The sequence below is a fragment of the Streptococcus pseudoporcinus LQ 940-04 genome (assembly GCF_000188035.1).
Taxonomy (GTDB): Bacteria; Bacillota; Bacilli; order Lactobacillales; family Streptococcaceae; genus Streptococcus; species Streptococcus pseudoporcinus.
In genome coordinates, this window is the sequence record NZ_AEUY02000005.1 from 1,111,702 (window position 1) to 1,123,427 (window position 11,726).

An 11,726-nucleotide genomic window follows, 5' to 3' on the forward strand; every position below is an offset into this window, starting at 1 on the left:
GACAAAGGCACCTATTTTTTTAATTATGTGACTTTTAGTCCGTCTCGCTCCGTAAGGTGCGAGACAAATAAACCACCCGCTATGCGGGTGCGCAACGAAGGTTATACCAAAAAAAACTCCAAACGCGATACAATAAAGGTGTTCAAGCCTATTGTAAAGCGAAAGGAGAAAAATATGGCACAAAAGGCACATAGTTTATCACACACAAAGTGGATGTGTAAATATCACATTGTGTTTACACCTAAGTATAGACGAAAAATTATCTATAATCAATATCGAAGCAGTTTAGGCGAAATCTTTCGTCGATTATGTAGTTACAAAGGTGTCGAAATCATCGAAGGACATCTGATGCCAGACCATGTCCATATGTTAGTCAGTATTCCACCAAGAATAAGCATATCAAGTTTTATGGGCTATTTAAAGGGTAAGAGTGCTCTTATGATGTTCGATAAGCACGCTAATCTCAAATACAAATTTGGCAATCGCCATTTTTGGGCAGAGGGCTATTACGTGAGTACAGTTGGACTTAATGAAGCCACAATTAAGAAATATATACAAGAACAAGAAAAACATGACGTAGCATTTGATAAGTTAAGTGTGAAAGAATATGAAGATCCCTTTAGGGGATAATGGCAAGTAATGCCAATGCCTCTTTAAGAGGCCAGCGTCTTTAGGCACTGGCTGATGATGTGGGCTTATAGCCCCTGTCCAAACCACCCGTTAGACGGGTGGTTATGATTGAATTGGTAAAGCCCAGTGGAAAGATAACGTTCTCCGTTATCTGGAAGTAAGGCGAGTACCTTTTTGCCTTTACCCAACTCTTTGGCTAAGGATAAAGCAGCATAGATAGCAGCACCAGATGAAATTCCCACCAAGAATCCTTCGTTAGCTCCAACCAAACGACCTGTTTTTAGGGCATTATCAGAACTTACTCGAATAATATCATCATATGAGTTGGTGTCTAAGATTTCAGGGATAAAACCAGCTGATATTCCTTGGATTTTATGTGGAGCAGGTTCTTGACCAGACAAGACAGCTGATTCGTCAGCTTCAACAGCATAGGTTTTAAGTCCAGGCATAACTTTTTTCAGTGCATGGGAAACTCCTGTGATGGTTCCACCAGTACCAACCCCTGCGACAAAGGCATCTAGGCCAATTTCTTTAAAAACCTCAAAGATTTCTTGACCAGTTGTTTCTTCGTGGATTTTAGGATTGGCTGGATTAGTAAATTGTGATGGAAGCCAGCCTCCAATTTCATTTGCTAAGGTTTGAGCTTTAGCAATGGCTCCTTTCATTCCTTCAGAACCTGGCGTAAGAACCAATTTAGCGCCATAAGCTTGAATCAACTGACGGCGTTCAAGGCTCATAGTTTCAGGCATAACAATAATAACGTTGTACCCTTTTGCAGCTCCGACCCAGGCTAAACCAATGCCAGTATTTCCGCTAGTTGGTTCAATAATAGTATCACCCGGTTTAATGATCCCTTCTTGTTCAGCCGATTCGATCATGGCAAGAGCAATGCGGTCTTTAACACTAGACCCTGGGTTAAAAGATTCGAGTTTAACATAGACATCAGCTGAGTCTTTGTCGGCTAGATGTTGTAATTTAATAATTGGAGTTTGACCAACCAACTCTGTGATATTGTTGTACAGTTTAGACATATTATTTTCCACCTTAAATTTATACTAATTCTAAACATAGTATATGTTCTAGATCGTGTGATGTAAAATAGAATTATTTTATTGCCATGATAGAGGAAATTTATCAGAGACTCTAAATAGGAACTTCAACAATTTGAGAGTCCACCGCTTCAAAAGAAACCTTGCCTTGATAAAATTCTGTTAGTTCTTGAATCAGCTGAGCTTGAAAATCGGTATCACAAAAGAGTGTTGTTGAGACCTGATCAGTAAAAACAGTATGATGTTCTACTAACCCATAGTTTTCTAAAAAAATAGCAAAAACTTGGTACTGGGAATAGCTTAAGTGAACACGCAGGCCAACCTGTTCCTTCACCATGATTTGTTGTAAGCTATCTAATGTTGCAGTAGTCACTGAAGAATAGGCCCTTATAAGCCCACCAGTTCCTAATTTGATTCCACCAAAATAGCGCGTGACAACCACTAAAATATTGGTTAACTCTTGTTTTTCAAGGATAGAAAGAATGGGTATCCCGGCAGTGCCAGATGGTTCACCATCATCACTGGAACGCTTTATTTGTGCATTCTCTCCAATAATCATAGCAGAACAAGAATGGTTAGCCTTGTAGTGCTCTTTTTTTATCTTTGCTAAAATTGTCTTACCCTCTTCTTCGTTTGAAATGCGAAAAGCTTGACCAATAAAACGTGATTTTTTAATTATCTCTTCGAAAATGCCATCTGTTTGTATTGTTTTATAAGGTTTCATAAGAAAAGTTTACAGTAAAATCAAAATTTTGGCAAAAATTCTCGAATAAATAGATATGGAAGATTTAGAGAATTTATATGGTCGCATATTCACAGCTAAGCAAATTAGTGACGAAGCACAAAAGGTCGCAAGAACGAAAGATAGTTTTGAGGGTGATGGTAAGGCTTATTATTGCGGACGTTGTCTCAGTAAAGCTGGTAAAGATCACTTACTGCCTAATGGGCATTATTATTGTAGACAATGTTTAGTTTTTGGACGAGTGCAAAGTCATGATAAACTCTATTATTTTCCTGCTCCGCCATTTTTAAAAGGAAATTATCTCAAGTGGAAAGGAAGCTTAACTCCTTATCAAGAGAGTATTTCTAAACAATTAGTTGAAAATTATTATTTAGGAAAATGGAGTCTGGTTTATGCTGTTACAGGGGCAGGTAAAACGGAGATGATTTATAGCATTATCAAAGAAGTAGTCAATAGTGGGAAATGGGTTGCTTTAGTCAGTCCGAGAGTTGATGTCTGTATTGAAGTCTATAAACGCTTAAGCCGTGATTTCTCATGTCAGACTATTTTGATGCATGCGGGGTCAGAAAGTTATCATAGAGCTCCGCTTGTTATTGCCACAACCCACCAGTTATTGAAGTTTTATAAGGCATTTCATTTGATTATTATTGATGAGGTTGATTCTTTTCCCTTTGTTGATAATCCCCTCCTAAATCGTGCTGTTATGTCAGCATTGAAAGAGGAAGGTCAGTTAATCTATTTGACAGCCACATCCACGAAGTTTTTAGAAAGTGAGGTGACCAAAGGGAAACTGATCAAATTAACACTTCCAAGACGATTTCATAATAATCCATTAATAGTGCCTAAATTTCAATTGATTTTAAACTTTCAAAACTATTTAGATAAAGGTAAACTACCTACCAAACTATACTCTGCCATCCAAAAGCAGACTTCTTTGCCATATCCTCTTTTGATTTTTTATCCTGTCATAGAGAAAGGTCAAATGTTCTATGATAGTTTAGTAAAATCATTTCCTAATCACCAAATAGGCTATGTAAGTAGTCAAACGGCTAAACGTAAAGAATTGATTGAGGACTTTCGTCAAGGGAGTCTGTCAATTCTTGTTACGACTACTATACTAGAAAGAGGTGTTACTTTTCCTGGGGTAGATGTCTTTGTTGTATTAGCGCATCATCACCTTTTTACGTCTTCAAGTCTCATTCAAATAGCAGGGCGTGTTGGGAGATCCATTGATAGACCAAATGGTAAGGTAATATTTTTCCATGAGGGAGTGAGCTCTGCTATGTATAAAGCTAGAAAAGAAATAATAGCTTTAAATAAGGAAGCTTATGGATCATAATTGCCTTTTATGTGGAAATCGTATTGAAGACAGTTATTCTCTTTTAGAAATTATTTTTTTAATGAAAGAGGAACTGATAATATGTCAACCTTGTCAAAAGAAGTTTAAACGAGTGGATCAGAAACATTGCCCAGCTTGTTTCAAATCTGGGTCAGCTAAACTATGTTATGATTGTATTGAGTGGAACAAAAAAGGATATGAGGTTAAACATTCTGCTATGTTCAAATATAACGATTATATGAAAGCGTATTTTTCAACTTACAAATTTCAAGGGGACTATTTACTTAGAAAAGTTTTTGTAAAACCATTACTAAAAGCAGTAAGAAAAGATTATAAGGAATATGTGCTAGTACCGATCCCTGTCAGTCCAGAAAGGACAGAAATAAGAGGATTTAATCAAGTAACAGCAATCCTGGAAGTGGCAGGCTGTCAATTTTTACCAATGATTAGTAAAGTGGAAAACGAGCATCAATCACACAGGAATAAGGTACAACGTTTAGAAAGTGCTAATAGCTTCTATGCTAATGAACTGACTAAAAAAGTTCAAAAAAATCAAAAATTATTAATTATTGATGATATTTATACTACTGGAACGACGATAAAACATGTTAGAGACGTCCTTATTGCAGAAGGCTTTACGAATATAAAAAGTTTCAGTATTGCACGCTAAAACTTGCAAATTTTCATGAAAACGGTATAATAGTATTAAAGAAAGCGCTTCATGCGTTAGGAAAGAGGTATCTTATGATTAAATTTAGTATTCGTGGAGAAAATATTGAAGTAACAGATGCAATTCGCGACTACGTTGAATCTAAGCTTGCTAAAATTGAAAAATATTTTGTTGAAGAGAATGAAATAGATACTCGTGTCAATCTGAAAGTTTATCGTGAAAAGACTGCTAAAGTTGAAGTAACAATTTTACTAGGTTCAATGACTCTTCGCGCAGAAGATGTCTCTCAGGACATGTATGGTTCAATTGATTTAGTGGTTGATAAGATTGAGCGTCAAATTCGTAAAAACAAAACTAAAATTGCTAAAAAACATCGTGAAAAAATTCCAACTGGTCAAGTTTTCACAAGTGAATTTGAATCAGAAGAAGTTGAAGAAGGTCCTGTTGTCAAAGTTGTTCGTACAAAAAATGTTACTCTTAAACCAATGGATATTGAGGAAGCGCGTTTACAAATGGAACTTTTAGGCCATGACTTCTTTATTTATACAGATTCTGAAGATGGTGCAACAAATATCCTTTACCGACGTGAAGATGGAGATCTAGGTCTTATTGAGGCAAAATAAAAAGAAGAATAGCAGGAAATTTTCCTGCTATTTTTTTGTCAGAAAAGTAAGGGACTTTTAGTGGCTTACTGAGTCAGCAGAGGTAAGCCAAGAGCTGTAAAAACCTAATTGAAAATAAAAAGAAAAAAGTTATTGACAAAGGCAGAAATAGTTGGTAGAATGAAATAGTTGTCTCGTAAGAGACAAAGACCTTTGAGAACTGAATAAGACAAGAATAACCAAACGTGAGGGTGATATGTTTAGCGCATATTACCCGTCAAAGCAAAAGACAATAAATACTGTCAGCGACAGAAAAGAACGAGTGAGTTCAACTAAAAAGAGAGTTTGATCCTGGCTCAGGACGAACGCTGGCGGCGTGCCTAATACATGCAAGTAGAACGCTGAGGTCTGGTGCTTGCACTAGACCAAGGAGTTGCGAACGGGTGAGTAACGCGTAGGTAACCTACCTCATAGCGGGGGATAACTATTGGAAACGATAGCTAATACCGCATGAGACTGGGGTTCACATGAACCCGAGTTAAAAGGAGCAAAAGCTTCACTATGAGATGGACCTGCGTTGTATTAGCTAGTTGGTGAGGTAAAGGCTCACCAAGGCGACGATACATAGCCGACCTGAGAGGGTGATCGGCCACACTGGGACTGAGACACGGCCCAGACTCCTACGGGAGGCAGCAGTAGGGAATCTTCGGCAATGGGGGGAACCCTGACCGAGCAACGCCGCGTGAGTGAAGAAGGTTTTCGGATCGTAAAGCTCTGTTGTTAGAGAAGAACGGTAATGGGAGTGGAAAATCCATTATGTGACGGTAACTAACCAGAAAGGGACGGCTAACTACGTGCCAGCAGCCGCGGTAATACGTAGGTCCCGAGCGTTGTCCGGATTTATTGGGCGTAAAGCGAGCGCAGGCGGTTTGATAAGTCTGAAGTTAAAGGCTGTGGCTTAACCATAGTATGCTTTGGAAACTGTCAAACTTGAGTGCAGAAGGGGAGAGTGGAATTCCATGTGTAGCGGTGAAATGCGTAGATATATGGAGGAACACCGGTGGCGAAAGCGGCTCTCTGGTCTGTAACTGACGCTGAGGCTCGAAAGCGTGGGGAGCAAACAGGATTAGATACCCTGGTAGTCCACGCCGTAAACGATGAGTGCTAGGTGTTAGGCCCTTTCCGGGGCTTAGTGCCGGAGCTAACGCATTAAGCACTCCGCCTGGGGAGTACGACCGCAAGGTTGAAACTCAAAGGAATTGACGGGGGCCCGCACAAGCGGTGGAGCATGTGGTTTAATTCGAAGCAACGCGAAGAACCTTACCAGGTCTTGACATCCTTCTGACCGGCCTAGAGATAGGCTTTCTCTTAGGAGCAGAAGAGACAGGTGGTGCATGGTTGTCGTCAGCTCGTGTCGTGAGATGTTGGGTTAAGTCCCGCAACGAGCGCAACCCCTATTGTTAGTTGCCATCATTAAGTTGGGCACTCTAGCGAGACTGCCGGTAATAAACCGGAGGAAGGTGGGGATGACGTCAAATCATCATGCCCCTTATGACCTGGGCTACACACGTGCTACAATGGTTGGTACAACGAGTCGCAAGCCGGTGACGGCAAGCTAATCTCTTAAAGCCAATCTCAGTTCGGATTGTAGGCTGCAACTCGCCTACATGAAGTCGGAATCGCTAGTAATCGCGGATCAGCACGCCGCGGTGAATACGTTCCCGGGCCTTGTACACACCGCCCGTCACACCACGAGAGTTTGTAACACCCGAAGTCGGTGAGGTAACCTTTTAGGAGCCAGCCGCCTAAGGTGGGATAGATGATTGGGGTGAAGTCGTAACAAGGTAGCCGTATCGGAAGGTGCGGCTGGATCACCTCCTTTCTAAGGAAATGGAAGACGTTTGTCTTGTCTTATTTAGTTTTGAGAGGTCTTATATAAGCTTCATGATAAGATAGCACACCACTAATAATGCAAAACCAGTTTATTAGTCGGGGCCTTAGCTCAGCTGGGAGAGCGCCTGCTTTGCACGCAGGAGGTCAGCGGTTCGATCCCGCTAGGCTCCATAGGATATAAGTCCACCTAAACTTAATAATAAGTGAAGTTGAACACGCAACTAACTTCCTAGGAAAATAGATAATCTTCCTTGTGTGCAAGCACACTGTGTCAGATTCCTAATTTTCTACAGAAGTTTCGCTAAAGCGACCGTTGCTTTGTATCCTAGTATAGTCCATTGAAAATTGAATAACTATATCAAATTCCACGATCATGAAAATGATTGTAGAAAAGTAACAAGAAATAAACCGAAAAAAAGATAAACGCGAACATATTAAAAAAAATCAAGAAGGTCGCAAGACTGGAAATAAGGTTAAGTTAATAAGGGCGCACGGTGGATGCCTTGGCACTAGAAGCCGAAGAAGGACGTGACTAACGACGAAATGCTTTGGGGAGCTGTAAGTAAGCGCTGATCCAGAGATGTCCGAATGGGGGAACCCACTAACTAATGGTTAGTATCCATGACTGTAAAGGTTGTGAGAAGGAAGACGCAGTGAACTGAAACATCTAAGTAGCTGCAGGAAGAGAAAGCAAACGCGATTGCCTTAGTAGCGGCGAGCGAAACGGCAGGAGGGCAAACCGAGGAGTTTACTCCTCGGGGGTTGTAGGACTGCGATGTGGGACTTAAATTTAATAGAAGAATTACCTGGGAAGGTAAGCCAAAGAGAGTAACAGCCTCGTATTTAAAATTGAATTAAGCCCTAGCAGAATCCTGAGTACGGCGAGACACGCGAAATCTCGTCGGAATCTGGGAGGACCATCTCCCAACCCTAAATACTCTCTAGTGACCGATAGTGAACCAGTACCGTGAGGGAAAGGTGAAAAGCACCCCGGGAGGGGAGTGAAATAGAACCTGAAACCGTGTGCCTACAACAAGTTCGAGCCCGTTAATGGGTGAGAGCGTGCCTTTTGTAGAATGAACCGGCGAGTTACGTTATGATGCGAGGTTAAGTTGAAGAGACGGAGCCGTAGGGAAACCGAGTCTTAAAAGGGCGCTTTAGTATCATGATGTAGACCCGAAACCATGTGACCTACCCATGAGCAGGTTGAAGGTGCGGTAAAACGCACTGGAGGACCGAACCAGGGCACGTTGAAAAGTGCTTGGATGACTTGTGGGTAGCGGAGAAATTCCAAACGAACTTGGAGATAGCTGGTTCTCTCCGAAATAGCTTTAGGGCTAGCGTCGATGTTAAGTCTCTTGGAGGTAGAGCACTGTTTGGGTGAGGGGTCCATCCCGGATTACCAATCTCAGATAAACTCCGAATGCCAAGTAGATATAATCGGCAGTCAGACTGCGAGTGCTAAGATCCGTAGTCGAAAGGGAAACAGCCCAGACCACCAGCTAAGGTCCCCAAATAATTGTTAAGTGGAAAAGGATGTGGGGTTGCACAGACAACTAGGATGTTAGCTTAGAAGCAGCTATTCATTCAAAGAGTGCGTAATAGCTCACTAGTCGAGTGACCCTGCGCCGAAAATGTACCGGGGCTAAAACAATTTACCGAAGCTGTGGATTACTAGTAATAGTAATGGTAGGAGAGCGTTCTATGTGTGAAGAAGGTATACCGTGAGGAGTGCTGGAACGCATAGAAGTGAGAATGCCGGTATGAGTAGCGCAAGACAGGTGAGAATCCTGTCCACCGTAAGACTAAGGTTTCCAGGGGAAGGCTCGTCCGCCCTGGGTTAGTCGGGACCTAAGGAGAGACCGAAAGGTGTATTCGATGGGCAACAGGTTGATATTCCTGTACTAGAGTATGAAGTGATGGAGGGACGCAGTAGGCTAACTAAAGCGGGCGATTGGAAGAGCCCGTCTAAGCAGTGAGGTGTGATATGAGTCAAATGCTTATATCTCTAACATTGAGCTGTGATGGGGAGCGAAGTTTAGTAGCGAAGTTAGTGATGTCACACTGCCAAGAAAATCTTCTAGCGTAGTATCATACTCTACCCGTACCGCAAACCGACACAGGTAGTCGAGGCGAGTAGCCTCAGGTGATCGAGAGAACTCTCGTTAAGGAACTCGGCAAAATGACCCCGTAACTTAGGGAGAAGGGGTGCTGTCAGCGATGACAGCCGCAGTGAATAGGCCCAAGCAACTGTTTATCAAAAACACAGCTCTCTGCTAAATCGTAAGATGATGTATAGGGGGTGACGCCTGCCCGGTGCTGGAAGGTTAAGAGGAGGGTTTAGCGCAAGCGAAGATCTGAATTGAAGCCCCAGTAAACGGCGGCCGTAACTATAACGGTCCTAAGGTAGCGAAATTCCTTGTCGGGTAAGTTCCGACCCGCACGAAAGGCGTAATGATTTGGGCACTGTCTCAACGAGAGACTCGGTGAAATTTTAGTACCTGTGAAGATGCAGGTTACCCGCGACAGGACGGAAAGACCCCATGGAGCTTTACTGCAGTTTGATATTGAGTATCTGTACCACATGTACAGGATAGGTAGGAGCCATAGAGAACGGGACGCCAGTTTCGTTAGAGGCGCTGTTGGGATACTACCCTTGTGTTATGGCTACTCTAACCCAGATAGGAAATCCCTATCGGAGACAGTGTCTGACGGGCAGTTTGACTGGGGCGGTCGCCTCCTAAAAGGTAACGGAGGCGCCCAAAGGTTCCCTCAGATTGGTTGGAAATCAATCGCAGAGTGTAAAGGTATAAGGGAGCTTGACTGCGAGAGCAACAACTCGAGCAGGGACGAAAGTCGGGCTTAGTGATCCGGTGGTTCCGCATGGAAGGGCCATCGCTCAACGGATAAAAGCTACCCTGGGGATAACAGGCTTATCTCCCCCAAGAGTTCACATCGACGGGGAGGTTTGGCACCTCGATGTCGGCTCGTCGCATCCTGGGGCTGTAGTCGGTCCCAAGGGTTGGGCTGTTCGCCCATTAAAGCGGCACGCGAGCTGGGTTCAGAACGTCGTGAGACAGTTCGGTCCCTATCCGTCGCGGGCGTAGGAAATTTGAGAGGATCTGCTCCTAGTACGAGAGGACCAGAGTGGACTTACCGCTGGTGTACCAGTTGTCTTGCCAAAGGCATCGCTGGGTAGCTATGTAGGGAAGGGATAAGCGCTGAAAGCATCTAAGTGCGAAGCCCCCCTCAAGATGAGATTTCCCATGATTAGATATCAGTAAGAGCCCTGAGAGATGATCAGGTAGATAGGTTAGAAGTGGAAGTAGTGTGAGCTATGAAGCGGACTAATACTAATAGCTCGAGGACTTATCCAAAGATAAAAAGTTTATTGACAATGAGGTAGAGTTCTTGGTAAGATATAGTTATTCAATTTTGAGTGGACTAAATGAAGTAATGAGAACGTAAAAAAATCTGTATGAAAATAGGAAAGTGACGCTGTGTGCTTGCACAAGGAAGTTTATCTTTTTGACTAAGATTTTAGTTCGACTACAATTCATTCATAAGTTAAGTGACGATAGCCTAGGAGATACACCTGTACCCATGCCGAACACAGCAGTTAAGCCCTAGAACGCCTGAAGTAGTTGGGGGTTGCCCCCTGTTAGATAAGGAAGTCGCTTAGCCTTGATCCGCCATAGCTCAGTTGGTAGTAGCGCATGACTGTTAATCATGATGTCGTAGGTTCGAGTCCTACTGGCGGAGTCTTTAGAGATAGGAAATTCCTATCTTTTTTGGTTTAAAGTTATCAAAAAAGTGGATACTGTTTTTAAGAGGTAAAGTATAGCACCCTTAGCTCAACTGGATAGAGTACCTGACTACGAATCAGGCGGTTAGAGGTTCGACTCCTCTAGGGTGCATTATGAAATAAAAAACAAAAGAACATGGGTGCTTTTCTATGATACCCATGTTCTTTTTATTATGTGTTTTAGTTCAGTACTTTATTAGTTATTTTTTGATAAATTAAATTGTTATATTAACACCTATACATAAGTAAAGTATTTATTTTTGCCCCAGACTCATTTTTGCCACGGCGTAGAGTATGGGTTTGTGATTTTTTCACTTGCAAGCTTTGCTAGAGAATAGAAATGATACTATTGTATGATAAAGGTAGTCCGTAGGTAATAAAAATCTTCTTTGTCTTGAGTCTAACATGACATTGATGTCATGTTCTTTTTTGTAACTTTCTTTTACAATATGACTATCATTTTGAAAGAAGGTGTTATTAAAAAGCCTATGTATGAATTAAATCAACTATTTAGCCAAGTAAAGCCAATTGTTTTTAAGCTAATGCGGACCTATTTTATTCAATTATGGGAAACTGATGATTGGCTACAAGAAGGACGTTTAGTTCTATATAGTCTGATCGAAAGTAATCCTGAATTACTAACTAATCAAAAAAAGTTACTGGTATATTTTAAAACTAAATTTTCGTCCCATATAAAAGACACTATTCGTCATCAAGAATCTTTCAAACGAAAATTAAATCGCTTACCATATCAAGAAATTAGTGAAGTTTCTCATCGGATACCGGAAAAGGGACTCATCCTTGATGATTTTGTTGCTTATCAGTCAATTATTGAGGAATTGAAGCCATATTTGACCATGAAAGAACAAAATCAGTTTAAAGCATTGCTAAGAGGAGAGCGCTTTTCTGGGCGAAAATCTTTATTGCGCAAGTTAAAGCCTTTCTTTATAGACTTTCAATAGGTTAATAAAATAGCTGTATGATCTCCTATTTTTG

Annotated in this window: 7 protein-coding genes, 3 tRNA genes and 3 rRNA genes; 11 read left to right on the plus strand and 2 right to left on the minus strand. The window is 41.7% G+C overall.

The window, feature by feature from the left end; genetic code table 11:
- The first annotated feature begins 174 nt into the window (after positions 1-174).
- Complete coding sequence (gene tnpA / locus STRPS_RS06800) at positions 175-630, plus strand: IS200/IS605 family transposase (protein WP_007896184.1); 456 nt, start codon at positions 175-177, stop codon at positions 628-630.
- A 65-nt stretch (positions 631-695) separates the two neighbouring features.
- Here the strand turns inward: tnpA and cysK are convergent, their stop codons facing one another.
- Together cysK and STRPS_RS06810 are read right to left on the minus strand one after the other, a co-directional pair.
- Entirely contained in the window at positions 696-1,661 is a 966-nt protein-coding gene (gene cysK / locus STRPS_RS06805; protein WP_007891534.1) for a cysteine synthase A, read from the minus strand.
- Positions 1,662-1,773: 112 nt separating this feature from the next.
- Entirely contained in the window at positions 1,774-2,403 is a 630-nt protein-coding gene (locus STRPS_RS06810; protein ID WP_007891527.1) for a YigZ family protein, read from the minus strand.
- Between the two features lie 55 nt (positions 2,404-2,458).
- On the opposite strand from STRPS_RS06810, the gene STRPS_RS06815 reads away from it, so the two are divergent.
- The 10 genes from STRPS_RS06815 (at position 2,459) to STRPS_RS06860 (ending at position 11,692) form a co-directional block, all read left to right on the plus strand.
- Positions 2,459-3,760, plus strand: coding sequence for a DEAD/DEAH box helicase (locus tag STRPS_RS06815; protein WP_007891532.1), 1,302 nt, complete (start codon positions 2,459-2,461; stop codon positions 3,758-3,760).
- Positions 3,750-4,430: a ComF family protein gene (locus STRPS_RS06820; RefSeq protein ID WP_007891533.1), complete on the plus strand. Its 681-nt coding sequence runs from the start codon at positions 3,750-3,752 to the stop codon at positions 4,428-4,430. Before STRPS_RS06815 ends, STRPS_RS06820 begins: the two co-directional genes overlap by 11 nt.
- A gap of 74 nt (positions 4,431-4,504) precedes the next feature.
- A complete protein-coding gene (gene hpf / locus STRPS_RS06825) occupies positions 4,505-5,053 on the plus strand; it encodes a ribosome hibernation-promoting factor, HPF/YfiA family (RefSeq protein ID WP_007891529.1) in 549 nt (182 codons plus the stop codon).
- 312 nt (positions 5,054-5,365) lie between these two features.
- Positions 5,366-6,914: ribosomal RNA gene (locus STRPS_RS06830) — 16S ribosomal RNA — on the plus strand.
- Positions 6,915-7,023: 109 nt separating this feature from the next.
- Positions 7,024-7,096: transfer RNA gene (locus STRPS_RS06835), tRNA-Ala, on the plus strand.
- A 300-nt stretch (positions 7,097-7,396) separates the two neighbouring features.
- Positions 7,397-10,302, plus strand: a 23S ribosomal RNA gene (locus STRPS_RS06840).
- Positions 10,303-10,492: 190 nt separating this feature from the next.
- A 5S ribosomal RNA gene (rrf, locus tag STRPS_RS06845) occupies positions 10,493-10,608 on the plus strand.
- Together the 16S, 23S and 5S rRNA genes with 3 tRNA genes alongside form the textbook arrangement of a ribosomal RNA operon.
- A gap of 5 nt (positions 10,609-10,613) precedes the next feature.
- Positions 10,614-10,687 (plus strand) — tRNA-Asn (locus STRPS_RS06850).
- Between the two features lie 81 nt (positions 10,688-10,768).
- Positions 10,769-10,842 (plus strand) — tRNA-Arg (locus STRPS_RS06855).
- A gap of 307 nt (positions 10,843-11,149) precedes the next feature.
- Complete coding sequence (locus STRPS_RS06860) at positions 11,150-11,692, plus strand: sigma-70 RNA polymerase sigma factor region 4 domain-containing protein (RefSeq protein WP_007894963.1); 543 nt, start codon at positions 11,150-11,152, stop codon at positions 11,690-11,692.
- Positions 11,693-11,726: the final 34 nt, after the last annotated feature.

Coding starts and splice junctions, on each gene's coding strand:
- tnpA (WP_007896184.1), top strand. CDS start 175: ATGGCACAAAAGGCACATAGTTTATCACACACAAAGTGGATGTGTAAA.
- cysK (WP_007891534.1), bottom strand. CDS start 1,661: ATGTCTAAACTGTACAACAATATCACAGAGTTGGTTGGTCAAACTCCA.
- STRPS_RS06810 (WP_007891527.1), bottom strand. CDS start 2,403: ATGAAACCTTATAAAACAATACAAACAGATGGCATTTTCGAAGAGATA.
- STRPS_RS06815 (WP_007891532.1), top strand. CDS start 2,459: ATGGAAGATTTAGAGAATTTATATGGTCGCATATTCACAGCTAAGCAA.
- STRPS_RS06820 (WP_007891533.1), top strand. CDS start 3,750: ATGGATCATAATTGCCTTTTATGTGGAAATCGTATTGAAGACAGTTAT.
- hpf (WP_007891529.1), top strand. CDS start 4,505: ATGATTAAATTTAGTATTCGTGGAGAAAATATTGAAGTAACAGATGCA.
- STRPS_RS06860 (WP_007894963.1), top strand. CDS start 11,150: ATGTTCTTTTTTGTAACTTTCTTTTACAATATGACTATCATTTTGAAA.